The sequence below is a fragment of the Janthinobacterium sp. GW822-FHT07H11 genome, from assembly GCF_058798615.1.
On record NZ_CM179507.1, the window covers coordinates 5,263,218 to 5,288,244 of the forward strand.

The 25,027-nt window shown below is 65.7% G+C and carries 23 protein-coding genes; 18 read left to right on the plus strand and 5 right to left on the minus strand.

The window, feature by feature from the left end; genetic code table 11:
• Positions 1-3: 3 nt before the first annotated feature.
• The 13 genes from AC3RCJ_RS23150 to AC3RCJ_RS23210 are packed head-to-tail and all read left to right on the plus strand — an operon-like array spanning position 4 to position 12,918.
• A complete protein-coding gene (locus AC3RCJ_RS23150; RefSeq protein WP_492964820.1) occupies positions 4-624 on the plus strand; it encodes a methyltransferase family protein in 621 nt (206 codons plus the stop codon).
• 32 nt (positions 625-656) lie between these two features.
• The gene (locus AC3RCJ_RS23155; protein WP_492964821.1) at positions 657-2,003 is read left to right on the plus strand and encodes a DUF8689 domain-containing protein; all 1,347 of its coding nucleotides are present in this window, start codon (positions 657-659) and stop codon (positions 2,001-2,003) included.
• A complete protein-coding gene (cpaB, locus tag AC3RCJ_RS23160) occupies positions 2,000-2,845 on the plus strand; it encodes a Flp pilus assembly protein CpaB (protein WP_492964822.1) in 846 nt (281 codons plus the stop codon). Before AC3RCJ_RS23155 ends, cpaB begins: the two co-directional genes overlap by 4 nt.
• A 22-nt stretch (positions 2,846-2,867) precedes the next feature.
• Positions 2,868-4,445 (plus strand): type II and III secretion system protein family protein, encoded by a 1,578-nt coding sequence (locus AC3RCJ_RS23165; RefSeq protein WP_492965236.1) that lies wholly within the window; start codon positions 2,868-2,870, stop codon positions 4,443-4,445.
• Between the two features lie 9 nt (positions 4,446-4,454).
• Positions 4,455-4,733 (plus strand): pilus assembly protein, encoded by a 279-nt coding sequence (locus AC3RCJ_RS23170; protein ID WP_492964899.1) that lies wholly within the window; start codon positions 4,455-4,457, stop codon positions 4,731-4,733.
• A gap of 45 nt (positions 4,734-4,778) precedes the next feature.
• On the plus strand, positions 4,779-6,326 hold the full coding sequence (locus AC3RCJ_RS23175; RefSeq protein WP_492964900.1) for a pilus assembly protein TadG-related protein: 1,548 nt from the start codon (positions 4,779-4,781) through the stop codon (positions 6,324-6,326).
• 7 nt (positions 6,327-6,333) lie between these two features.
• Positions 6,334-6,801 carry a TadE/TadG family type IV pilus assembly protein gene (locus AC3RCJ_RS23180; RefSeq protein ID WP_492964901.1) on the plus strand — a complete coding sequence of 156 codons (468 nt, stop codon included), beginning with the start codon at positions 6,334-6,336 and terminating at the stop codon, positions 6,799-6,801.
• A 10-nt stretch (positions 6,802-6,811) separates the two neighbouring features.
• Positions 6,812-7,330 carry a TadE/TadG family type IV pilus assembly protein gene (locus AC3RCJ_RS23185; protein ID WP_492964902.1) on the plus strand — a complete coding sequence of 173 codons (519 nt, stop codon included), beginning with the start codon at positions 6,812-6,814 and terminating at the stop codon, positions 7,328-7,330.
• A 22-nt stretch (positions 7,331-7,352) separates the two neighbouring features.
• Positions 7,353-8,504, plus strand: coding sequence for a CpaE/TadZ family protein (locus tag AC3RCJ_RS23190; protein WP_492964903.1), 1,152 nt, complete (start codon positions 7,353-7,355; stop codon positions 8,502-8,504).
• Between the two features lie 38 nt (positions 8,505-8,542).
• Complete coding sequence (locus tag AC3RCJ_RS23195; RefSeq protein ID WP_492964904.1) at positions 8,543-9,910, plus strand: TadA family conjugal transfer-associated ATPase; 1,368 nt, start codon at positions 8,543-8,545, stop codon at positions 9,908-9,910.
• Positions 9,911-9,929: 19 nt separating this feature from the next.
• On the plus strand, positions 9,930-10,904 hold the full coding sequence (locus AC3RCJ_RS23200; protein WP_492964905.1) for a type II secretion system F family protein: 975 nt from the start codon (positions 9,930-9,932) through the stop codon (positions 10,902-10,904).
• Between the two features lie 18 nt (positions 10,905-10,922).
• Positions 10,923-11,870, plus strand: coding sequence for a type II secretion system F family protein (locus AC3RCJ_RS23205; protein WP_492964906.1), 948 nt, complete (start codon positions 10,923-10,925; stop codon positions 11,868-11,870).
• 13 nt (positions 11,871-11,883) lie between these two features.
• The gene (locus tag AC3RCJ_RS23210; protein WP_492964907.1) at positions 11,884-12,918 is read left to right on the plus strand and encodes a LytR C-terminal domain-containing protein; all 1,035 of its coding nucleotides are present in this window, start codon (positions 11,884-11,886) and stop codon (positions 12,916-12,918) included.
• A 6-nt stretch (positions 12,919-12,924) separates the two neighbouring features.
• On the opposite strand, the gene AC3RCJ_RS23215 is transcribed toward AC3RCJ_RS23210, so the two are convergent.
• From AC3RCJ_RS23215 to edd, 3 genes are all read right to left on the minus strand, one after another.
• The gene (locus AC3RCJ_RS23215; protein ID WP_492964908.1) at positions 12,925-13,437 is read right to left on the minus strand and encodes a Rhs element Vgr protein; all 513 of its coding nucleotides are present in this window, start codon (positions 13,435-13,437) and stop codon (positions 12,925-12,927) included.
• A gap of 62 nt (positions 13,438-13,499) precedes the next feature.
• A complete protein-coding gene (gene eda, locus AC3RCJ_RS23220; RefSeq protein ID WP_070222407.1) occupies positions 13,500-14,129 on the minus strand; it encodes a bifunctional 4-hydroxy-2-oxoglutarate aldolase/2-dehydro-3-deoxy-phosphogluconate aldolase in 630 nt (209 codons plus the stop codon).
• A 3-nt stretch (positions 14,130-14,132) separates the two neighbouring features.
• Entirely contained in the window at positions 14,133-16,046 is a 1,914-nt protein-coding gene (gene edd, locus AC3RCJ_RS23225; RefSeq protein WP_492964909.1) for a phosphogluconate dehydratase, read from the minus strand.
• 319 nt (positions 16,047-16,365) lie between these two features.
• Between edd and pgi the strand changes: the two genes are divergently transcribed.
• Both pgi and AC3RCJ_RS23235 read left to right on the plus strand, forming a co-directional pair.
• The gene (pgi, locus tag AC3RCJ_RS23230) at positions 16,366-18,030 is read left to right on the plus strand and encodes a glucose-6-phosphate isomerase (protein WP_492964910.1); all 1,665 of its coding nucleotides are present in this window, start codon (positions 16,366-16,368) and stop codon (positions 18,028-18,030) included.
• A gap of 12 nt (positions 18,031-18,042) precedes the next feature.
• Positions 18,043-18,939, plus strand: coding sequence for an SMP-30/gluconolactonase/LRE family protein (locus AC3RCJ_RS23235; RefSeq protein WP_492964911.1), 897 nt, complete (start codon positions 18,043-18,045; stop codon positions 18,937-18,939).
• A 126-nt stretch (positions 18,940-19,065) separates the two neighbouring features.
• Here the strand turns inward: AC3RCJ_RS23235 and AC3RCJ_RS23240 are convergent, their stop codons facing one another.
• Positions 19,066-20,019: a chemotaxis protein gene (locus tag AC3RCJ_RS23240; protein ID WP_326457957.1), complete on the minus strand. Its 954-nt coding sequence runs from the start codon at positions 20,017-20,019 to the stop codon at positions 19,066-19,068.
• Positions 20,020-20,565: 546 nt separating this feature from the next.
• Between AC3RCJ_RS23240 and zwf the strand changes: the two genes are divergently transcribed.
• The 3 genes from zwf (at position 20,566) to tal (ending at position 24,070) form a co-directional block, all read left to right on the plus strand.
• Positions 20,566-22,038, plus strand: a complete 1,473-nt coding sequence (gene zwf, locus AC3RCJ_RS23245; RefSeq protein ID WP_492964912.1) for a glucose-6-phosphate dehydrogenase — start codon at positions 20,566-20,568, stop codon at positions 22,036-22,038.
• A 111-nt stretch (positions 22,039-22,149) separates the two neighbouring features.
• Positions 22,150-23,004, plus strand: coding sequence for an SIS domain-containing protein (locus AC3RCJ_RS23250; protein WP_071075885.1), 855 nt, complete (start codon positions 22,150-22,152; stop codon positions 23,002-23,004).
• 130 nt (positions 23,005-23,134) lie between these two features.
• Positions 23,135-24,070 carry a transaldolase gene (gene tal, locus AC3RCJ_RS23255; protein WP_492964913.1) on the plus strand — a complete coding sequence of 312 codons (936 nt, stop codon included), beginning with the start codon at positions 23,135-23,137 and terminating at the stop codon, positions 24,068-24,070.
• Positions 24,071-24,138: 68 nt separating this feature from the next.
• Here tal and AC3RCJ_RS23260 read toward each other — a convergent pair whose 3' ends face one another.
• The gene (locus AC3RCJ_RS23260) at positions 24,139-24,966 is read right to left on the minus strand and encodes a hypothetical protein (RefSeq protein WP_492964914.1); all 828 of its coding nucleotides are present in this window, start codon (positions 24,964-24,966) and stop codon (positions 24,139-24,141) included.
• Between the last annotated feature and the right edge of the window lie 61 nt (positions 24,967-25,027).

Consider the following 25,027-nt stretch of genomic DNA (forward strand, 5'->3'; position numbering starts at 1 on the left):
ACCATGGAAACCATCGCCACCTTCTTCAGCTCCCGGCGCGCCAGCCTGCTCACCGGCGTCGCCATGGCCTGCCTGTGGGCCGTCTTCGCCAGCGCCCACGTGCTGGCCTTCCTGCATAGCGGCGACTGGAGCTATTTGCTGTTCTGTACCGCCGAAACCCTGGCAGCCCTGTTTTTCATCGTGCGCTCCGCGCCCGTCAGCGTTTCCGCCGACGCGGGCGACTGGCTGCTGGCCATCGGCGCCACCTTCGCCCCGTTCTTCCTCGCCCCATCCGACATGACCATCTGGCCTGGCGCGCGCTACCTGCTGGCCGCCGGCAGCCTGCTGCAGATCGCCGGGCTGCTGTCGCTGAACCGCAGCTTCGGCCTGGTGGCGGCGCAGCGCGGCATCAAGACAGGCGGCATGTACCGCGTGGTGCGCCACCCCGTGTATGCCAGCTACCTGGTCTCGTCGAGCGCCTACCTGCTGACCAATGTCTCGGCCGCGAATGGCGCCGTGTACGTGCTGGCCATGCTGATGCTGGTGGCGCGCCTGCTGCGCGAAGAGCGCTTCCTGTCCACCGACGTGCGCTATCGCGTCTACATGCGGCAAGTGAAATACCGCCTGCTGCCCTTCGTTTTCTGACATCCGGCCACCCAGCAAGAGGAGCACAGATCATGCCCGATACCTATCCAGAACGCAGCGACGGCGGCGGCACCGCGCCGGCGGCCAGGCGCGCGCCGCGCACCGTCGATGAAACGGGACTGCCCTTCCTGTTCCTGGTCGAACTGCTGGTGAAGATCCTGTTCCAGCGCGGCCAGGTCGGCCTGCCCGCGCTGTCGACGCACGTCAAGCTGGGTGCCGGCGTGCTCGAACCGCTGCTCACCTTCATGCGCGCCGAAAAACTGTGCGAAGCGCGCCGCAACGGCAGCAGCGGCACGGACGCCGACCTGTACTACCAGCTGGGCGACCAGGGCCGCCTGCGCGCCGCCGAATACATGCGCCGCAACGCCTACAGCGGCCCGGCGCCCGTCACCCTGGCCGATTACAGCAACCAGGTGCTGGCGCAAAGCGTGGCGCACATGCACGTCACGCGCGACGACGTGCTGCGCGAATTTCGCGACGTGGTGGCCAGCACGGCGGTGCTCGACCAGCTGGGCGCGGCCATGAATTCCGGGCGCGCCCTGTTCTTCCACGGTCCCGCCGGCAGCGGCAAGAGCTACCTGGCCGAGCGCCTGAACGGCCTGCTCAGCGGTACCATCGCCCTGCCGCATGCCGTGATGGTCGACGGCGAGGTGCTGCCCTTCCTCGACCCGATGCTGCACGCCGTGCGCGGCGATGCGCCCGTGCCGTCCGACCCGCGCTGGGTGCGCGCGCAGCGCCCCGCCGTGCTGACGGGCGGCGAACTGACGCTCGACATGCTGGACCTGCAGTTCGATCCGGGCGCCCGCCTGTACCAGGCGCCGCCGCACCTGAAGGCCAACAACGGCATCTTCATCATCGACGACCTGGGCCGCCAGCGCTGCTCGCCGGTGGAACTGATGAACCGCTGGATCGTGCCGATGGCGCGCCATATCGACTACCTGTCGCTGCACACGGGCTACAAATTCCCCGTGCCCTTCGACGTCATCGTGGTGTTTTCCTCGAACCTGGCGCCGCAGCAGCTGGCCGACGACTCCTTCCTGCGCCGCATCGGCTACAAGATCCATGTGGGGCCCCTGAGCGCCTACCACTACCTGGCCGTGTTCCGCAGCACCTGCGCCCAGCTGGGCATCGATTTCGACGAAGCCTCCTACACCTACCTGTTGCACCTGCATGGCCTCTACAAGCGGCCGCTGCTGGCCTGCTATCCGCGCGACATCCTGGCGCAGGTCTGCGACAAGGCGCGCTATGAAGGCCGTCCGGCGCGGCTAGACCCGGAAGTGCTGTACTGGGCGTGGAACAACTATTTCGGCAGCGACGACAACCTTGCAAGCACACACACCGGACCGCTCGAGGTCCAGCACAAAGGGGAAGCAAAATGAGAAACGCACGCGCTCTGACGATGATGGCCATCGCGGTCATCCTGGCGTTCGCCGCGGTCATCGTGGCCGCGCGCTGGATCAATGCCCAAGCCTCGGGCAACATCAACAAGGTGGCCGTGGCCCAGGTCGACATCAGCCTGGGCGCGCGCCTGACGCCCGATATGGTGCGCATGGTGGACTGGCCGTCGAACGCGCTGCCGCCGGGCGCCATCAACGATCCCAAGCTGCTCGAAACGCGCGTCACGCGCACCAGCATCCAGCACGGCGAACCTATCATGGAAGGCAAGCTGGCGCCGCCCGGCACCCAGGGCGGCCTGTCCGCCGTCGTCGCCGAAGGCAAGCGCGCCATGACCGTGCGCGTCAACGACGTGGTCGGCGTGGCCGGCTTCGCCCTGCCCGGCAACTTCGTCGACATCCTCGTCAACACCCAGGGCGAGGGGGCGCGCAAGACGCCGGACCGCGACCCGAACATTTCCAAGATCGTGCTCGAACGCATACTCGTGCTGGCCATCGCCCAGGAATCGAACCGCGACGACACCAAGCCCAAGGTGGTCAACGCGGTGACCCTGGAACTGACGCCGGAACAGGCGGAAAAACTCGACCTGGCGCGCAGCGTGGGCACGCTGTCGCTGGTGCTGCGCAACCAGGTCGAGGACAAGCCCGTCAACACGGAAGGCGCCACCAAGACCAGTTTGCTCGATGAGAAAGTCGCCGCCGCGCCCGCTGCAATGGTGCAGGCCAAGCCGGCCCCGCGCCGCCGCGTGGCCGCCGCGCCGCCAGCGCCAGCGGGCACCCGCGTCGATGTCATCAAGGGGCTGGAACGCAGCTCCCAACAATTCTAACCTGTCGCAGAGGAGCCATGCCATGAGCACATATTGCACAGCAAGCGGAAGCCGGGTACTGAGCCTGGCGCTTGCCCTCGCCATGATCGGCGCGCTGGCGCCCCAGGCGCGCGGCGAACCCGTCGCCGCCGAAGCGGGCGCTGCCCGCAGCAGCCGCGCCGCCGCCCGTCCCAGGGCCACGCCGCCGCAAAGCGAGTCGCGCGCCGGCCGCACCGAGATGGCGCCGCAAATGAGCCTGGCCGAAGGCAAGTCCACCCTGATGCGCCTGCCGTTTGCCGCCAGCCGCATGTCCGTCGGCGACCCGCGCATCGCCGACGTGATCCTGCTCAACCCCAACGAGGTGTACCTGCTGGGCCGCTCCGTCGGCACCACCAACCTGATCCTGTGGAACAAGGCCAACGACGCCACCATCATCGACCTGGCCGTGGGCATCGACAGCAGCAGCCTGCAGGCACGCATGGCCGAGCTGCTGCCGAACGAAAAGATCCACGTCACGGTGGCGGGCGATACGCTGATCCTGTCGGGCATGGTCAGCGATGCCGTCAAGGCCGAGCAGGCGCTGTCGCTGGCGAACGCCTACGTACAGCGCAGCGCGCGCGGCAGCCCCGGCGCCGCGCCTGCCGCCCCTGCCGCCGGCACGCCCACGCCGGCACCGGCGGCCGCGGGACAGGACGGCGGCACGCCGCGCGTGATCAACCTGCTGTCGATCGCCGCGCCGCAGCAGGTGATGCTGGAAGTGAAGGTGGCCGAAGTGTCGAAGGTGCTGGTCGACCAGCTGGGCGCCAGCCTGGGCATCAACAAGACCATCGGCAGCTGGTCGTATTCGCTGCTGTCCAGCCTGCTCAGCAACAATCCCAGCGGCTTGAGCGGCGCCAGCAAGAACAATTTCTTCAACCTCGACGCGCAAAAACGCGATGGCCTGATCAAGGTGCTGGCCGAACCGAACATCATGGCCATCAGCGGCCAGGAGGCCAGCTTCCTGGCCGGCGGCAAGATCTTCATCCCCGTCAGCCAGAGCAACAATAACGGCGTGCCCACCATCACGCTGGAAGAGAAGGAGTTCGGCGTGGCCGTGAAATTCACCCCCACCGTGCTCGAAGGGGGACGCATCAACCTGAAGGTGGCGCCGGAAGTGTCGGACCTGAACAAGGACGGCATCGGCATCACCGCCACCGGCATCTCGGCCACGGCCATCCTGCCATCGTTTACGACGCGGCGCGCCACCACCACGGTGCAGCTGTTCGACGGCCAGAGCTTCGCCATCGGCGGCTTGATCAAGAACAATGTGACCAGCAACATCAAGGCCCTGCCGGGCCTGGGCGAAGTCCCCGTGCTGGGCGCCCTGTTCCGCAGCACGGACTTCCAGACGGACCGTTCGGAACTGGTCTTCATCATCACGCCGCACCTGGTCAAGCCGCTGCCGCCCGACTACAAGCTGCCCACCGACGGCTACATCCAGCCGACGCGCGGCGACATGTTCATGCAGGGAAAAATGGAAGGCAGCGCGCCCGCCCCTGCCGCCGCCCCCGCAGCGCCGGCGGCGCCCACGCCGCCGCAAGCGGTCGCGCCCCAGCCCGTCGCCGGCTTCGACCTCAACTAGGAGAACACCATGAAAACCGCACATTGCCTGCCTGGCGCCGCCCTGTTATGCCTGCTGGCCGGCTGCGCCGCCACCACCACGCCCGTGCTCGATTCGCATTTCGGCGAATCGGTGGCCCTGCTCAAGGCGCAGCAGATCATGTATCCGGACGCCTACCGCAACACGGACCCCGTCAGCGGCATCGACGGCAAGTCCGGCGTGAGCGCCTACCAGCGCTACCAGAAGTCATTCGCCGCGCCGGAGCCGCAGCCGAACGTCTTCACCATCGGCGTGGGCGGTCGCCAGTAGGCGCCCGCCGGACGGTCCACTCCCCCAGGCCACCAGGAGAAACTCATGAAAACAGCATTCCGCAGGCACGACAGGCAGCAGGGCGCGATCGCCATCGTGCTGGGGCTGACCCTGGTGATCCTGTTTGCCATGGGCGGCCTGGTACTGGACCTGGGCCACCTGTACATCGCCAAGGCCGAACTGCAGAACGGCGCCGACAGCGCCGCGCTGGCAGGCGCCATGGAGCTCAATCAAAGCGCGGCCGGCATCGACAATGCGCAGACCAAGGCCATCGCCATCGCGCAAAAGAACCGCTACGACTTTTCCACCACGCTCACCATCACGGCCGCCAACATCAGCTTCGGCCCCGGCCCGGACGGTCCCTGGTCATCCGGCGCCAGCGCCCGTACCAGTCCCCAGGGCCAGACCTTCATCCGTATCGACACGGGCGGCAAGACCTTCGCCACCTACCTGATGGGCATCGCCGGCATCGCCAGCACCAGCACCTCGGGCGTGGCCGTGGCGGGCCGCTTCGTCAACGACGTCACGCCGATCGGCGTGTGCGCCGTCGATCCGGCCAACAAGACGGCGCAATACACATATCCGGCCGCGCCGGCAGGCACGGGCCTGACGGAGCTGGTGGAATTCGGCTTTCGCCGCGGCGTCACCTATAACCTGTTCGGCCTCAATCCGCTGGGCGGCCCGTCCGACCCCTACCTGATCAATCCCGTCGACGCGCCGCCCGGCAGCTGCAGCGCCGCGCATTCGAGCGCCGCCTCCACCGCGCCCTTCATGTGCACGGGCAGCAGCGCCGTCATCACCGGCGGCTCGGGCCAGGTCTACACCAACACGGGCATGACGGCCTCGCTGGCCGCCTCGCTCAATTCGCGCTTCGACGACTACGGCGGACCGTCCGTGTGCGACCCCGTGTCGGCGCCGCCCGACACCAACATCAAGGAATACCCTTGCGTGGGCAGCTCGCCGTGCGCCGCCAGCGCCGCCAACTCGCCGCCCACCGGCTGGATGCAGCCAGGCGCGAGCACCGTGCCCAGCCAGCAGTCCGTCAGCCTGGCCGGCAACAAGCCGAACTACCAGCTGCCATCGGCAGGCAGCGTGCCAGTTCCCTCGGCCACGTTCGCCCAGTTCGCCGGCTACGGCGTGCTGTGGTCCTACGGTCCCGCCTACCAAAGCAACGGCGCCAGCCCGGCCAAGGCCGGCACGGCGTATAGCGTCACGGACGGCAACGCCAATCCCCTGTACAGCACGGCCAAGGCGAATTACTTCGACACGACCGGCTACCCCGTCAGCGCAGGCGCAGGCTTTCCTGCCGGCACGCCACCTTCGCCGTACAACCAGACCAGCGGCGCCACGTTCCAGGCACCGTCGGTAGCCCATCCGGGCCAGCGCAACCGGCGCATCCTCAACGTGGTGCTGGTCGACTGCCGCACGGCGCCCGTGGGACCGTCTTCGTGCGGCACCATGAACGCGGTCGGCATCGGCAAGTTCTTCATGACGATGAAGGCCGATTTCAGCGGCGGCACCAAGCGCCTCGACGTCGAGTTCGCGGGCCTGATCGAGCCCGTGCCGAATTCCGAAATCAAGCTCTACAAGTGAGGCGGCCATGCGTACTCCCCTTTCCCATCTCAGGCAGCGCGGCGGCGCCGCCGTCGAATTCGCCATCGTGCTGGCGCTGCTGGTGACCCTGCTGGCCGGCATCTTCGGCTTCGGCCGCGCCTTCTGGTACTACGACGCGCTGACCAAGGCCACGCGCGACGCGGCGCGCAACCTGTCCGTCAAGGCCAAGGCCAGCATCGCCTCGCAGGGCGTGCCGGCGGCCAAGCAGACGGTGGTCGATGCAGCCACCAGCGCCGGCATCGGCGACTTCACCACGGCCAACGTGACGGTCACCTGTCTCGATGCGAGTTTCAGCGACAGCAGCTGCAGCGACGGCACGGCACCGGGCGGCATCCGCGTCGAGGTCGTCAACTACACGCTGTCGGTGGGCCAGTACCTGCCCTTCGTGATCGGCTCGGCCAGCAGCTATGCCACGCCGCTCTCGCCGCGCACCACCATGCGCTACATGCTGTAAGGAGAACGCCATGCGCCATCGCCTTCCACTTGCACCCCGGGCCGGCCGCCAGCGCGGCGCCGCCGCCGTCGAATTCGCCCTGGTGGCGCTGCTGTTTTTCACGCTGCTGTTCGGCATCCTGGAATTCGGCCGCCTGCTGTACCTGTACAACACGGTGCAGGAAGTGAGCCGCCGTGCCGCGCGCGAGGCGGTGGTGCGCTGGATCGACCAGACCGACGCCGTCAAGACGCTGGCCCTGTTCGGCGGCACGGCCCTGCCGGCAGCGCCCGAGGTCACGGCCGCCAATATCAGCATCCGCTACCTGAACAAGAGCGGCGCCGAAGTGACCTTGCCGCCGACTGACCCGGGCGACAACCTGTCGGCTTGCGGCGACATCACGCGCAGCGCCAGCTGCATCGACAGCGTGCGCGTCTCGATCGATAACGTCAGCTATACGCCGATGGTCAGCCTGTTCGGTTTCCTCAATATCGCCCTGCCCGCCTCGGTGGTCGTCATGCACGCCGAAAGCCTGGGCTTCCAGATCAACTGAACGCCATTACCGGGAGCACCAAGTGAATATCGTCATCGTCTCGAAGAATGAAGTCCAGCTCAAGCGGCTGACCCGTTTGCTGCGCGAGCGCAGCACGGCCGACCGCGTCGCCCTGCTGGCGAGCACGCCGGATGTATTCGACAACGGCGTCACGCCGGACCTGCTGCTGCTGGAGCAGGAGCACATCGGCGAGGACGAGCTGGAGCGCCTGGAACTGCTGGGCGGCCGCCATCCGAGCCTGGCCATCATCGTGCAATGCCCGCAGCAGAATCCGCAATTCCTGCTGCGCGCCATGCGCGCCGGCGTGCGCGAAGTGCTGCCGCCCGACGACGACGCGGCCCTGTGCGCGGCGCTGCGCCGCATCGAGGAGAAGCTGCAGAAGCAGGTGACGCGCAAGGGCCAGGTGCTGGCCTTCGTCTCGTGCAAGGGCGGCAGCGGCGCCACCTTCATCGCCGCCAATCTCGGCTACGCGCTGGCCGCCGGCGAGCAGCGCAAGGTGGCGCTGTTCGACCTGAACCTGCAGTTCGGCGACGCCGCCCTGTTCGTCTCGGACCACAAGCCGGCCACCACCTTGTCGCAGCTGTCGCAGCAGATCGTGCGCCTGGACGCTTCACTGCTCAGCGCCAGCATGATCCAGATCACGCCCAACTACAGCGTGCTGGCCGCCGCCGACGATCCCGCCCATGCGGCCGACGTCGAAGCAGAGCATATCGACCGCTTGCTGGCCCTGGCGCGCAGCCAGTACGACTACATCCTGCTCGACGTCGGACGCGGCCTCGATCCCGTCAGCGTGCGCGCGCTGGACCGGGCCGACCTGATCTTCCCCGTGCTGCAGGCCACCTTGCCGTATGTGCGCGACGGCAAGCGCCTGCTCGACGTGTTCCGCGGCCTCGGCTACCGCGAAGACAAGATCCGCCTGATCCTGAACCGCTACGCCAGCAGCGACAGCATCCGCGTGGCCGACCTCGAGGCAGCCTACGGCAAGCACGTCTACAAATCCATCCCCAACCACTACGAGGCGGTGGCGGCTTCCGTCAGCCAGGGCGTGCCCATTCTCAAGCTGGCGCCGCACAATCCCGTCTCGCGCGCCCTGCAGGAACTGGCCGCCAGCCTGGCCGGCGAAACCCCGCCGGCCGCGCAAGGCTGGGTGGCGCGGCTGCTGGCACGCGCCTGAGGTTCCAACCAGATACCCCCATACACCGGAGACCGACCATGACTGCCGAAAAACTCACCCTGCGGGACCGCCTGGGTTATGCCCAGGATGACGCCAGCCTGAACGACGGTGCCGCGCACCAGGGCGCAGCCAGCCACAGCTACCAGCAACTCAAGCACCGCACCCACCAGGCCCTGCTCGACAGGGTCGACCTGGAGGGCATGCAGCGCCTGTCGCGCGAGCAGATCCGCGAGGAGCTGAAAATTCTCGTCAGCGACGTGCTCACGGAAGACAATGTGGTGATCAACGACCTGGAACGGCGCTCGCTGATCCGCGACATCCAGGACGAGGTGCTGGGCTTCGGTCCGCTCGAACCGCTGCTGGCCGACCCCAGCGTGTCCGACATCCTCGTCAACAACTACCGCCAGGTGTATGTCGAGCGCCACGGCCGCCTGGAACTGAGCGACATCTGCTTCACCGACGACGCGCATTTGATGAAGATCATCGACAAGATCGTCTCGCGCGTGGGCCGCCGCATCGACGAATCGAGCCCCATGGTCGATGCGCGCCTGCCGGATGGCTCGCGCGTCAACGCCATCATCCCGCCGCTGGCCATCGACGGCCCCGTGATGTCGATCCGGCGCTTCTCGGCCCAGCCCCTGCGCCTGGCCGACCTGATGCTCAAGCACAGCCTGACCGAGGAAATGAGCACCATCCTGCAGGCGCTGGGCAAGGCCAAGATGAACATCCTGATCTCGGGCGGCACGGGCAGCGGCAAGACCACCATGCTCAACGCGATTTCCGGCTTCATCAGCACGGCCGAGCGCATCGTCACCATCGAGGATGCGGCCGAGCTGCAGATGCAGCAGCCGCACGTGGTGCGCCTGGAGACGCGCCCGCCCAACATCGAGGGCAAGGGCGAGGTGACGCAGCGCGCGCTGGTGCGCAATGCGCTGCGCATGCGCCCCGACCGCATCATCCTGGGCGAGGTGCGCGGCGCCGAGGCGCTCGACATGCTGGGCGCCATGAACACGGGCCACGAAGGCTCGATGGCCACCATCCACGCCAATACCCCGCGCGACGCGCTGACGCGGCTGGAAAACATGATCAGCATGGCCTCGGCGGCCCTGCCCGTGAAAGCCATGCGCCAGCAGATCAGCTCCGCCATCAGCGTGGTGGTACAGGTGTCGCGCCTGACGGACGGCAAGCGCAAGGTCACGTCGATCCAGGAAATCACGGGCATGGAAGGCGAGATGATCACCATGCAGGAAATCTTCACCTTCCGCCAGACGGGCATCGGCGAGGACGGCACGGTGCAGGGCCATTTCCATGCCAGCGGCGTGCGCCCCCGCTTCCTCGAGCGCCTGCGCGCCTTCGGCATCAGCCTGCCGGAGACCCTGTTCGATCCCGCCCGCCAGTACCATTAAGCCATTCAGGGGAACTGCCATGGACTACCTTTACTACGTGTTCGCCATCCTCACCTTCATCGCCGTGGTGCTGCTGATCGAAGGCCTGTACCTGGCGTGGAATGCCTCGCGCGGGCCGGAGGCGGAGCGGGTGGCGCGCCGCCTGCGCATCATGTCGGCCGGCGCGCACGGCGAGACGGGCAGCTCGATGATCAAGAAGCGCCTGCTGAGCGACACCCCGGCCCTGCAGCGGCTGCTGCTCAGCGTGCCGCGCGTGCATGCGCTCGACCGCCTGCTGGAGCAGTCGGGACTGAGCTGGAGCGTGGCCAGCTTCGCCGGCGTGATGCTGGCCACGGCCGGCACCGCCCTGCTGCTGCTCGGCTATTTCGGCGTGCCGTGGGCGCTGCGCCTGCCGCTGCTGGCCGGCGCGGCCCTGCTGCCGCTGCTGCTGGTCTTGCGCGCCAAGGCCAAGCGCCTGCAGCGCATCGAACAGCAGTTGCCCGACGCGCTGGACCTGATGGCGCGCGCCCTGCGGGCCGGCCACGCCTTTCCCACGGCCCTGAAAATGGTCGGCGATGAAATGAACGCGCCGCTGGCAGTGGAATTTCGTGCCGCTTTCGACGAAGTCAATTTCGGCATCGCCATGCCCGATGCGCTGATGAACCTGGCCACGCGCGTGCCCAGCACCGACCTGCGCTACTTCGTCATCGCCGTGCTGATCCAGCGCGAAACGGGCGGCAACCTGGCCGAATTGCTCGACAGCATCAGCCGCATCATCCGCGAGCGCATCAAGCTGCTGGGACAGGTGCGCGTGCTGTCGGCCGAAGGCAGGCTGTCGGCCTGGATCCTGTCGCTGCTGCCCTTCGGCGCGGCTGCCATGATCCACCTGACCAATCCGCAGTTCCTGGAAATGCTGTTTGTCGATCCCGGTGGCCGCAAGATGCTGATCGGTGCCCTGCTGATGATGGTGTGCGGCATCTTTGTCATGCGCAACATCATCCGCATCCGCGTCTGAGCCGCAAGGAGAACCCTCATGAATCCCGTACATATCGCCTTTCTCGCCCTGCTGTTCATTGCCGTGTTCGGTACGGCGCTGGTCGCCCTGCGCAGCTTTTCGCCCGACCCGCTGCGTCAGCGCATCGACAGCGCCAGCGGCAAGGCGGCACCGTCGCCGGGTGCGCCGCCCCCCAATCCCTGGCTGGCGCGCGTGGTGCGCCTGACAGGACCGCTGGCCAAACTGTCGCTGCCCGAGCAGGGCTGGGAAAACTCCGTGATGCGCCGGCGCTTCATGAATGCCGGCCTGCGCCAGGCTGCCACGCCCATCCTGTTCTTTTCCGCCAAGACCATGCTGGCCATCGGCCTGCCGCTGCTGCTGTTCCTCGGGCTGAGCGCATCGGGCCATCAGATGGCCGGCAAGGCGATCCTGTTCTGGCTGCTGACTGTGGCCGCCATCGGCTATTACCTGCCCAATATTGTGCTGGCGCAAATGATCAAGCGGCGCCAGCGCGAGATTTTCGAAAGCTTTCCCGATGCGCTGGACCTGATGACGGTGTGCGTGGAAGCGGGCCTGGCCATGGACGCGGCGCTGGCCCGCGTCGCCGCCGAGATCGCCCTGAAAAGCACGGTGCTGGCCGAGGAACTGCACCTGGTGATATTGGAGCTGCGCGCCGGCAACACCAAGGAGCGCGCGCTGCGCAACCTGGCCCTGCGCACGGGGGTCGAGGATGTCGACGCGCTGGTGGCCATGCTGATCCAGGCCGAGCGTTTCGGCACCAGCATCGCCGCCTCGCTGCGCGTGCAATCGGACCAGTTGCGCACCAAGCGCCGCCAGCGCGCCGAGGAAGAAGCGGCAAAGATCGCCCTCAAGCTGCTGTTCCCGCTGATCTTCTTCATCTTCCCTTCGCTGCTGGTCGTCCTGATGGGGCCAGCCTTCCTGCAAATCTACCGCGTGCTGCTGCCCAGCATGGGCAGCGGCAGCTGACCGGAGAAACGCCATGTCACAGCACACCTCATTGATGCTCATGCTGGCCTGCGCCGGCCTGCTGCCCGCCTGCGCCAACCTGCCCGCCCCGGCCGGCCACGCAGGGCTGCCGCAGGCACGCATCGACGACAGTCCCGCCACGCGCGCCAGCGCCTACTGCAAGCTGGGCAGGCGCATGCAGGAACTGGGCGACCCGCGCGCGGCGCTGGCCGCCTACCGCGAAGCGCTGCTGCTCGACCCCGCCTCGCCCGATGCGCGCAATGGCGCCGCCGTGCTGCAGGCGCAACTGGGCCAGCTGGCAACGGCGCGCACCATGCTGCAGGCGCTGGCGCAGGAGGCGCCGACGGCCAGGACGTACAACAACCTCGGCTACGTGCTGTACCTGCAGGGCGACTACGCCCAGGCGGCGGCCGTGCTGCGCCAGTCGCTGCAGCTCGACAACGGCCAGCAGCCGGCGCGCGCCAACCTGGACCTGGCCATCGCGGCGCTGGCGCGCAGCGTCAGCACGCTCGACACGGCCACGGCGGCCATCGCGCCCGACCTGGCGCCAGCGCCCACCCGCGCGCCGCCGTCCACGCGGCTACAGTTGACGCAGTTGCAGCCGAATATCTTTGTGCTGGGCTGGCGCGACGCGCCCGCGGTGCCCACCGCGCCCATGCCGGCAGCCGCCGCAAAGGCCGCGCCAGCGCCAGCGGTGGCGCTGGCAAGCAAGGCGAGGCTGGAAGTGATCAACGGGAATGGTGAAGCGGGCCTGGCCGCGCGCATGCGCAAGCTGCTGGGCGGCATGGGCATCGCCGTCTTCAGGCTGGGCAACCAGCGCCCCTACGGGCAGCAGGCCAGCAGCATCGTCTACCGGCCCGGCCATGCCGCCGAGGCGGCCGCGCTGGCGCAGGCGCTGGGCGGCCTGCCGCAATTGCAGGCGGCGACGGACAACGGCACGGGCATCGGCGGCAGCGCCGACCTGCGTCTGTTGCTGGGCAAGGATGCCGTGGCCGTCGCGGGCTTGCGCGCGCCGGCGCCGCTGCTGGCCTCGAACCTGGCGCCCTAGCAGCGCTTAGCGGGGCAGCAGCGTGCGGTCGGCGGGATCGAGCAAAAAGCGCTGCAGGATGTCCTGCAGCTGCGGCAGCTGCGCCACGTAGGCGGGAATGCCCAGCTGGCGCGCGCCGAAGTAGTGGGCGATGATGTCGCCCTGCTGCTCCATGTTGAAATCGGACAAAGTCCCGCCCGCGCTCGCATCGTAGCGGTAGGCGCGCTGGCCGATGTAGCCGCCGCGCAGCGCCAGCAGCACGCCATGCAGCAGCACGCCGTAGCCGAGCTGGTACTGCCACACGTGCACCATTTCATGGATGAAGAACAGCTTGCCGCCGTTGCCTTCGCGGGAAAAGTCGTCGCGGTACTGGGCCGGCATGAAATGCAGGCTGCCGCGCGGCGTCATGGCCGTGTTCTCGTCCTGCAAGCCGAACGGTAGAAAGGAGCCGCGCACGACGCGCACGCGCGCGTAGTCGATGGCGCCCTGGAAGACGCTGCAGGCCATGGCGGTTTCGCCGATGGTGAGGGGGCGGCGCAAGACTCGCATAAGAAGAAGAGAAGAAAGCGCGGCAAGCGTAAAGCCTGCCGCGCCGGTGCCGCTTAAGCCAGTCGAAGACCGCTGGCAGCCTTGGCGATTTCCGTGATGCGGTCCCAGTTGCCGGCCGCGATCGCGTCTTTCGGCGTCAGCCAGGAGCCGCCCACGCAGGCGACGTTCTTGCACGCCAGGAACTGCGACGCCGTCTCTTGCGAGATGCCGCCCGTCGGGCAGAACGTGATGTCGGGCAGCGGGCCGTAGATGGCGTTGAGCATGCCGATGCCGCCGGCCGGCACGGCCGGGAACAGTTTCAGCTGCTGGAAGCCGTTTTCACGCGCCGCCATCACTTCACCGGGCGTCATCACGCCTGGCAGCAGGGGCAGGCCGCTGCTTTTCGCCGCCGCCACCAGGGCCGACGTCAGGCCCGGCGACACGCCGAAGACGGCGCCCGCATCGCGCGCCTGGACGAATTCCTCGGGACGGGTCAAGGTGCCCACGCCGACGATGGCGCCCGGCACGGCCGACATGGCGCGGATCGCTTCGAGGCCGTGCTTGGTGCGCAGGGTCACTTCCAGCACGCGGATGCCGCCCGCCACCAGCGCGCGCGCCAGCGGTACGGCGTGTTCAGGATCGTCGATCGCAATCACGGGGATCACGCTCGAGGTGCGCATAATTTCCAGTAGTGTCATGGTCATCTCTTATTTCCTAGCCAAAAAGTCTTCATCGGAACCCGGCACGGTATCGCCGACATTGTCGGCGTCGTGCAAGGCGACGGTGGTGGGAATCGGCGACGGCAGGCCGAAGGTGGTGGCACCCTCTTCCGCCGCGCTGACGGTGGAACGGAACATGGAAAACAGCTCGCGGCCCATGCCGACGTGGTTCGGCGACAGGTCGGCCGTGACCAGCGCACGCGCATGCCAGACATCGGCCGGCACCAGCGCCTCCAGTACGCCCGTGAAGGCGTCGAGGCGGATGATGTCGCCGTCGCGCACCAGGCCCAGCGGGCCGCCGGCGAGGATTTCAGGCGAGACGTGGATGGCGGCCGGCACCTTGCCCGACGCGCCCGACATGCGGCCATCGGTGACCAGCGCCACGTGGCGGCCCGCATCCTGCAGGTTGGCCAGCGCGGGCGTCAATGCATGCAGTTCCGGCATGCCGTTGGCGCGCGGGCCCTGGAAGCGCAGCACGGCGACGAAGTCGCGGTCCAGCGTGCCGGCCTTGTAGGCGGCCATGAAGTCTTCCTGCGAATTGAACACCAGCGCCGGCGCTTCCACCGTGCGGTGCTGCGGCTTGACGGCCGAGACCTTCATCACGGCGCGGCCCAGGTTGCCTGCGACGAGGACCATGCCGCCGTCCGGCGCGAACGGGTTCGAGGCGGGGCGCAGCACGTTCTCGTCGGCGCTGGCGGCCGGTGCATCTTTCCAGAAGACCTTGCCGTCTTCGCCGAGGAAGGGCTCCATGCAGTGCGCGCGCAAGCCGTGGCCCAGGATGGTGTTGACGTCCTCGTGCAGCAAGCCCGCGTCCAGCAGTTCGCGGATCAGATAACCGGTGCCGCCGGCCGCGTGGAAATGGTTCACGTCGGCGTCGCCGTTCGGGTAGATGCGCGTGAGCATGGGCACGATGGCCGACAGCTCGTTGAAATCGTTCCAGTCGATGACAATGCCGGCCGCCTTGGCAATCGCCACCAGGTGCAGGGTGTGGTTGGTCGAACCGCCCGTGGCCAGCAAGCCGACGACGGCGTTGACGATACATTTCTCGTCAACAATATGGCCGACTGGCAAGTAGCTGCCGCTTTGCGCCGTGATGCCGGCGGCGCGCTGGGCGGCGGCCCTGGTCAGCGCATCGCGCAGCGGCGTGTTCGGCGTGATGAAGGCGGCGCCCGGCAAATGCAGGCCCATCACTTCCATCAGCATCTGGTTGCTGTTCGCAGTACCATAAAAAGTACAGGTGCCGGCGCCGTGGTAGGCTTTCGACTCGCCTTCGAGCAAGTCTTCGCGCGTGGCCTTGCCTTGTGCGTACAACTGGCGCACCTTGGCTTTTTCCTGGTTCGACAGGCCCGACGTCATCGGGCCGGCCGGCACGAAGACGGCCGGCAAGTGACCGAAGTGCAACGCGCCGATCAGCAGGCCCGGCACGATCTTGTCGCACACGCCCAGGTACAGGGCCGCGTCGAACATATTGTGCGACAGCGCCACGGCCGTCGACATGGCGATGGTGTCGCGCGAGAACAGCGACAATTCCATGCCCGGCTGGCCTTGCGTCACGCCATCGCACATGGCGGGCACGCCGCCGGCGAACTGGGCGACGGCACCCACTTCGCGCACGGCTTGCTTGATGATCTGCGGAAAGCCTTCGAAGGGCTGGTGCGCCGACAGCATGTCGTTGTACGAGGAGACGATGGCCACGGACGGCTTCTTGTATTCCTTCAGCGACAGCTTGTCGTTGGCGGGAAAGGCGGCGAAGCCGTGCGCCAGGTTGGTACACGACAGGGCGCCGCGCTGCACGCCCTGGATGCGGGCCGCATCCAGATGCGCCAGGTAGGCGCCGCGCGATGGCCGGCTGCGCGCGATGATGCGCGCTGTTACGGATTCGACTACTGGATGCAGCGCCATATGGATTTCCTTAAAAATGAGTATTTCGTGAAATTTTACTACAAAATGGTCGCACAGAAGCACTCTTGCCGTGGCCGCTGGCGAAAATAATCCATTTTTCCGCGCGCTTTCAAGGCAAGACAACAACGTGCCACGTCCATCCGTCTTGCTTTCCTATCTAATGCAGCACGGAGAACACGCTGAAAAAACGCTGAAAATGCCATGCGCCTGCACAAACTGTAGTGAAATTACGTTTTTCTGATGTATTATTCTCATATCAACGCCGCCACACCGATGCGCCGCGCCCCTTCAACCGAGACAAGCACCCAAGCCGACCGCCATGCGCCTGCCAGCACCTACCCCCGCCATCACCGCCACCGCCAGTTTCCAGTCCCTGCAAGCGCATAGCGCCAGCCTGCGCGAAGTGCATCTGCGCCAGCTGTTCGCGGCGGACCCCGCGCGCTTTTCCAGCATGACGGTCGATGCGGCCGGCCTGCTGCTCGATTACTCGAAGAACCGGGTCGACGCCACCGCCATGGCGCTGCTGATGGACCTGGCCCGCGAACGCGGCGTGGAAGCGCAGCGCGAAGCCATGTTCACCGGCGAGAAAATCAATCTTACCGAACATCGGGCCGTTCTGCATACGGCCTTGCGCGCGCCGCGCGGCACGCAGCTGGTGGTCGATGGCCAGGATATCGATGCTGACGTGCAAGATGTGCTGCAACGCGTCAAGGCGTTTACGGACAAGGTGCGCAATGGCAGCTGGCTCGGCTACACGGGCAAGCCCATCTGCGACATCGTCAACATCGGCATCGGCGGCTCGGACCTGGGCCCGAAGATGGCGTGCCTGGCGCTGCGCTCGTATGCCAATCCGGGCCTGGAAATGCACTTTGTTTCCAACGTCGACGGTCACGACATGGAAGCGACCCTGTCGAAAGTCGATCCGGAAACGACCTTGTTCATCGTGGCCTCGAAAACCTTTGTTACCGCTGAAACCATGCTCAACGCCAACACGGCGCGCGCCTGGTTCCTGCTCGAAGGCGAAGAAAAGGATCTGGCACAACATTTTGTGGCCGTGTCGACCAACACGCAAGCCATCGTCGACTTCGGCATTTCGCCGGACAATATGTTCCCGTTCTGGGACTGGGTCGGCGGCCGCTATTCCGTCTGGTCCTCGATCGGCCTGGCCGTGGCCCTGTCCGTCGGCTTTGAATATTTCAGCGATTTCCTCGCCGGCGCGCATGCGATGGATCAACACTTCCGCCAGGCGCCGCTGGAAGACAACATGCCCGTCGTGCTGGCCATGGTCGGCTTCTGGAACCGCCAGTTCCTCGATTGCGGCTCCGTTTCCATCGCACCGTATCACCAGGACTTGAGCCGCTTTGCCGCCTATCTGCAACAGCTGGACATGGAAAGCAACGGCAAGCGCGTCACCAAGGATGGCGTGCCCGTCGACGTGCCGACCGGCCCCGTCATCTGGGGCGATTGCGGCACGAATGCCCAGCATGCGTATTTCCAGCTGCTGCACCAGGGCACGGACATCACGCCCATCGACTTCATCGCCGCCCTGCGCGCCACGCACGACTTGCCGGGCCACCACGACGCCCTCCTGGCCAACTGTTTCGCCCAGTCGGAAGCCTTCATGACGGGCAAGACGGCCGAGGAAGTGCGCCTTGACCTGCAGGCGCAGGGCTTGCCGGAAAGCGAGATCGAAGCGCTGGTGCCGCACAAGACCTTCCCCGGCAACCGCCCCAGCAACACCATTTTGATGGACCAGCTGACCCCGACCACCCTGGGCGCCCTGATCGCGCTGTACGAACACAAGACCTTCGTGCAGGGCGTCTTGTGGAACGTCAACAGTTTCGACCAGTGGGGCGTGGAACTGGGCAAGGTGCTGGCCAAGAAAATCCAGGCCGAACTGACGGGCGAAGCCCGTCCCGACCACCACGACAGCTCGACCAATGGCTTGATTGCACTGGCTAAAGCCGCAAAAGCCGCATACTAAATAAAGAGATAGATGAATATTTACGAGATCAAGGTAGTCAGCGACAAGCCCATGCAAGTGGGTGAATGCCCGCTATGGCATGGCAAGGAAGCGGCCCTGTACTGGGTCGACATCGATGGCCGCGCCGTGCACCGGCTGCACCCGGCCAGCGGCAAGCATGAGCAATGGAACATGCCGACGGAACCGTCGGCGCTGGCCATCAATGCCGGCGGCGGCCTGATCGTCGCCCTGCGCAGCGGCTTTGCCCACCTCGACACCAGGACGGGCAGCCTGGCCGAAATCGCCGCGGCGCCGTTCGACATGGCCACCACGCGCTTCAACGATGGCAAGGTCGACCCGGCGGGCCGCTTCTGGGTCGGCACGATTTTCGAGCCGCGCAACGCGGATGCGGCGGAAATGTTCGTGCTGGAAAAAGGACAAGTGCGCAAGGTCTGGTCGGGCGGCATGACCGTGTCGAACGGCCTGGGCTTTTCCCCCGACAAGCGCACCATGTACCACTCGGATACCACCACGCACCGCATCGACCGCTTCGATTTCGATGCGGCGACAGGCGCCATTTCCGCGCCGCAGCCGTTCCAGCGCTTTTCCACGGACAAGAAGGCGTTTGATTACGGCGGCCGCCCCGATGGCGCGGCCGTCGACAGCGAAGGCAATTACTGGGCGGCCATGTTTGAAGGCGGCAAGATCTTGCGCTTCGCCCCCGACGGCCAACTGCTGGGCGAAATCGCCGTGCCCGTGCGCTGCCCCACCATGGTGACCTTTGGCGGCCCCGACCTGCGCACCCTGTACATCACCAGCGCCAGCCACAACAGGTCAAACGCCGAGCTCGCCGACTACCCTTTGAGCGGCCACGTGCTGTCCGTGCGCGTGGACGTGGCGGGCCAGCCGGAAACGCCTTACCAGGCGTAATTGTTTCAAACATGAAAAAGCGCCGGCACCTGCAAGGGTCCGGCGCTTTTTTTACGCTCACTGTTGGCCATGGTGGCGTCGGATGACGCGGCGTACGCCGCCAATCCAACCTACAGTTGCTTCAGCTTAGCGCGCCAGCACCTTGCGTATCGTTTCCGCCAATTCCGCCGCCACAAACTTGGCCACATAACCATCGGCGCCCACGCCCTTGACGTGGTCTTCGTTGGTCGAGCCCGTCAGCGACGAGTGGATCACCACGGGAATCGACGAAAAGCGGCCATCGTTCTTGATGTTGCGCGTCAGGGTAAAGCCATCCATTTCCGGCATTTCCAGGTCGGTCAGCACCAGCGCGACCTTGTCTTTCGCCGTCTTGCCTTCCGTCGCGGCCTGGGCCGAGATCGCCTGCAGGCGTTCCCACGCTTCCTTGCCCGTCTTGGTCATGATGAAGGGCACGCCCATCGCTTCGAGGCCCTTTTCGATCAGCGAGCGGGCCAGCGAGGAATCGTCGGCGGCCAGGATCACGGCACCGGCTGGCAAGCGCACTTGCGGGCCGATGCTGTTCTCGTCCACGTCCGGGTCGCCCGATGGCAGCACGTTGCGCAGGATCTGCTCCACGTCCAGCACTTGCGCCAGGCGCGTCTTGTCCGTGTCGCCATCGAGGCGCGCGATGCTGGTGACCAGGCCGCCGCCCACGCTCGACTCGGCCGACAAGACCTGGTTCCATTCCAGGCGCACGATTTCATCGACCTCTTCCACGGCAAACGCCTGCGTCGAGCGGGCAAATTCCGTCACCATCAGGATCTTCAAGCCGCTGCTCTTGCAGCCGACCGCCATCGGCAGGTCGATCACGGGCACGATCTGGCCGCGGATGTTGACCACGCCCAACATATGGGGATGGGAACCGGCTACCGCGGTGATAGCCGGCATTTCCATGATTTCGCGCACCTTGAACACATTGATGCCAAACAGTTCGCGACTGGTCGAATGGTCGCTGGTGCCCAACTTGAACAGGAACAGCTCAAACTTGTTATTGCCTGTCAGGCTGGTACGTTCATCGACGTCTTGCTGCATTGAATTCATTGTGTCCCCTTGTGCCGTCTTGTAAAGTGAAGTCTGTCTGCCCGCCATGTAGTCATTTGCGAAAAACAGGGTGCGCTGGCGTCGGGAGGCGGGTTCGGGGCATGGCCGGCGCGCGGTGCGATATTCGTGCGACCAATAGTCATGATCGCTTCAAGTCTGATTATACGATTTTTTACTTTCCTCAAAGCTACTTTCCGCGGCCAACAGCCATCCTGGCGGGATTTCTTGATTTCCCTGTTGCTATAGCGCAAATCGTGCTCTGAAGAACAGGATATTTCCCTTGCAACCATGGTCGCTTTGAAAAGCATGCGCTGCACCCGGCACCGGCGAACGGCATATAATGAGCAGGCACGCACGACACAGGCGAGCAGGCGTGGCGAAAGTCCACGAAAGTCCACGCGCCCCTGATGAATGTAGTAAAATTTCTTGCAATTGCCACTTCTACGTAGTAAATTTACACCACTGATTTACAGTAGCGACAGACTGGCACTTCCGGTCGGCCTCCTCCCCGCTCCGGCTCTTTTACTTTTGCGACGACACTCACTTATGGCTCTTACCGATTTTGACCTGGTCCTGTTTGGCGGCAGCGGCGATTTAGCAATGCGCAAATTGCTGCCTGCCATGTATGCGCGCGACGTCGCGAACGATTTGCCGCCGACGGCGCGCATCATTTGCGTGGGCCGCCAGGACAGCGGCCAGGAAGCCTTCTTGAAAATGGTGGAGAGCAACTCCCGTCCGCATATCAAGGCCAGTACCCTGAACGCCGCCACCTGGAGCAAGTTCTGCGCGCGCATCGTGTACGTGTCGCTCAATGCCAGCGATGCGTCGACTTACGCGCCGCTGGTCGAAGCGCTGCGCGGCGACGCCGAGCTGACCCGCGTGTACTACCTGGCCACGCCGCCGCATCTGTTCGCCTTGATCTGCGACAACCTGGAAGAAAACGGCCTGGTCACGCCGAACTCGCGCGTGGTGCTGGAAAAACCGCTGGGCCGCGACCTGGCCAGTGCCAAGCAGATCAATGCCGAAGTGGGCAAGGTCTTCCAGGAATCGCAGATCTACCGTATCGACCATTACCTGGGCAAGGAAACCGTGCAGAACCTGCTGGCCCTGCGCTTCGGCAATATCCTGTTCGAACCGCTGTGGCGCCGCGAATGGATTTCCGACGTGCAGATCACCATCGCCGAGAAACTGGGCGTGGGCAACCGCATGGGTTACTACGACACTTCGGGCGCACTGCGCGACATGCTGCAGAACCACTTGCTGCAACTGCTGTGCATCGTCGCCATGGAACCGCCGACCTCGATCGCGCCGGACGCCGTGCGCGATGAAAAGCTGCAAGTGTTGCGCTCGCTCAAGAAATTCACGCCGACCACCCTGGCGCAGAACATCGTGCGCGGCCAGTACCGCGCCGGACACGTGGACGGCGTCACGGTGCCGAGCTACCGTGACGAGCCCGATGCGCCCGAACATTCGCGCACCGAGACCTTCGTCGCGCTGAAGGCGGAAATCGACACCTGGCGCTGGGCCGGCGTGCCGTTCTACCTGCGCACGGGCAAGCGCATGGCCGACAGTCTGGCCGAGATCGTCGTGCGCTTCAAGCAGATCCCGCATTCGATCTTCAACCAGCCCACGTCGAGCTTCCAGCCGAACTGCCTGGTGATCCGCTTGCAGCCGGACGAAGGCCTGCGCATGAACCTGATGGCGAAAACCCCGGGCGACGGCATGCGCTTGAAGCCGGCGGAACTGGAACTCGATTTCCGCGAATCGTTCAAGACGCCGCGCATGGACGCCTACGAGCGCCTGCTGCTCGACGTCCTGCGCGGCCAGCTGACCCTGTTCATGCGCGGCGACGAACTGGAAGCGGCCTGGGAATGGGTCGAGCCCATCCTCGACAACTGGGAACAGAACGACAGCGCGCCGATCCCGTACACGGCCGGCACCTGGGGCCCGGCCGCCGCCAGCGCCCTGATCGGCCGCGATGGCTTGCAGTGGCGTGAAGAGGCGCTTCCTGAAGACTAGTTTAGAAGCGCAAGGAGCCTGCCCATGCATGGGCAGGCCGTTACGCAGGCGCGGAGCTTTGCTCCGCGAATTCCCTGCTTCACCGCTTCCCGAAGACAGAAGACTAATTTAATGCTGCTTGACTCCATCCGCACCCAGCTCGATTCGCTCTCCAAGTCGGAGAAGAAGGTCGCGCTGGCCGTGCTAGACCAGCCCAACCAGACGGTCAGCCAGAACATCACGGCGCTGGCGAAAAGCGCGCAGGTGTCGGAACCGACGGTGGTGCGCTTTTGCCGCACCCTGGGCTACGACGGCTGGCATGAATTCAAGCTGAAGCTGGCGCAGGGCCTGGCCCTGGCCATGCCGGGCGCGAACGAGCAGCCGGCGCAGGACGACCTGGCGGCCGACCTGGTGAATAAAATCTGCAGCCGCTCGATCAATACCCTGCTCGACCTGCGCAACAACCTGAACCCGGAAGCGATCCAGCGCGCGCTCGATATCCTGTCGCGCGCCAGCAAGATCGAATTCTATGGCCAGGGCACCTCGGGCATCGTGGCGGCCGACGCGCAGCACAAGTTCTTCCGCTCGGGCGTGCCGACGGTGGCCTACAGCGACCCGAACATCCACAGCATCGCCGCGGCCCTGCTGCGCGGCGGCGACTGCCTGGTGGCCATCTCGCAGCGCGGCAACAGCCCCGCCCTCGTGCGCTCGGTGAAACTGGCGCGCCGCGGCGGCGCCGACGTGATCGTGCTGGCGCCGTCCGGCACCCCGCTGGCCGACCTGGCGACCGTGCTGATCCCGATCGACCTGGTCTTCAACACCGACCCCTACACCCCGATTTCGGCGCGCCTGGCCTACCTGGTGGTGATCGACGTGCTGGCCGTGGGGCTGGCCCTGCAGCGCGGGCCGGAATTTCGCAAGAAGATGCAGAATGCACAAAAGGCGCTGCAGGAATTCGACATGCAGTTTGATTCGTTTATTGGCTGAAAAGCGGCAATCCGGGGCCAGACCCGCCGGGTCCGACCCCGGCACTTCAGCCCTTGGCTTAAAAGCGCCGCCACCGTCCCGCATTCGGTACAATACCCTGGCAAGCCCATTCACTCTTTCCTGTGCAGCCATGAACCAACTCGAACAACTGAAGCAATTTACTACCGTGGTGGCCGACACCGGCGACTTCCAATCGATCCAGGCCTACACGCCGCGCGACGCGACGACGAATCCTTCGCTGATCCTGAAGGCCGTGCAGAAGGATGAATACAAGCCGCTGCTGGAAAAGGCCGTGCGCGACCATCCGAACGCGTCCAACGGCGACATCATCGACCGCCTCCTGATCGCGTTTGGCGTGGAAATCCTGCAAACCATCCCTGGCCGCGTCTCGACCGAAGTCGATGCGCGCCTGTCGTTCGACACGGAAGGCACGGTGGCCAAGGGCCGCGACCTGATCGCCCTGTATTCGAACGCGGGCATTCCACGCGAGCGCGTACTGATCAAGATCGCCTCCACCTGGGAAGGCATCCGCGCCGCCGCCATCCTGGAAAAGGAAGGCATCCGCTGCAACATGACCCTGCTGTTCTCGCTGGCCCAGGCCATCGCCTGCGCCGAAGCGGGCGCGCAGCTGATTTCGCCCTTCGTCGGCCGCATCTACGACTGGTACAAGAAATCGACCGGCATCGACTACATGGGCGCGGAAGACCCGGGCGTGCAGTCCGTCAAGCGCATCTACAACTACTACCGCAAGTTCGGCTACAAGACCGAGGTGATGGGCGCGAGCTTCCGCAACACGTCGCAAATCCTCGAACTGGCCGGCTGCGACCTGCTCACCATCAGCCCCGACCTGCTGCAAAAGCTGGCCGACAGCGATGCGCCCGTGGAGCGCAAGCTGAGCGCCGAGGCGGCGCCGTCGACCAACATCGTGCAGATGTCGCTGAACGAAGAAGCGTTCCGCTTCATGATGAATGAAGACGCGATGGCGACGGAAAAGCTGGCCGAGGGCATCCGCGCCTTCTGCGTCGATTCCGGCAAGCTGAAACAGATGATCGCGGCGCTGCGTTAATTCCATCCTGCGTAAAAAAAAGCGGCGTCCGTGCAGTGCACGGCGCCGCTTTTTTCATGCAGGACCGATCAGGAGCAACGGAAGGTCGCCACGCCCTGATAGTTGCCGCCGTTGGCCAGTTGCACCTTGTAGGCCGCCAGCAGCAGGTAGCGGCCGGTGCCGCCGTCGCCCAGCACCAGCTGCGCGCCCGTGCCACCCGACAGATAGCCGCCGGTGTAGCCGCTCGATGCCGCCGAAGCCAAGGTCGTCGATGCCGAGATCCTGCCCGTGCTGCCGCCGGCGCTGGCGTCGATGGCCAGTACGATCCTGGCGCCGGAGGCATCGAAAGCCATGCTGGCATTGCCGCTGGCCGTGCCGAAGTCGGCGCCCGACGGGACGCTGTTGCCGCCCGTGTAGCTTGGCGCCGTGAACGTGCCCGCATCGCAGGTGAACGTGCCGCTCGCTGGCAGCGCGGCGAGCACGTTATAGGCGACGTAATGCGCGCTGGCATTGTTGCCGGACAAGGTCGTGGCGCCAGTGCTGCTGCTGAACGCGCCCTTGAACCAGCGCCCCTGCGCGAAGGTCGCGTCGCCGCTGATCTCGCGCGTCACGGGCGGGTTGCCGGTAAAGACGATGCCGCCGAGGGTGCTCAAGGCGCCGGACGCATCCTGTACCAGCGTGCCAGCCTTGCCATTGCTCTGCAAGCCGATCGACGTAAAGACGAAACGGCTGTTGTCGCCACTGGCAAAACGGGCGCTGACGGAACCCGTGCTGTCGCCACCGGCCGTTGGCGCGACGGGCACCACGGGCGGGTTCACGGCGACAGCCGGGTCCGCCGGGGAAGACGAGCCGCCACCGCCGCAGGCAACGAGTGAGCCGGCGACGAGGGTCAAAACAAGAGTGTGATTCAATTGCATGCTGTTCCAGTAAAAAAAGCGTGACGCATCCTTGGCACATGCCAAAAATGTAACGGCGAGT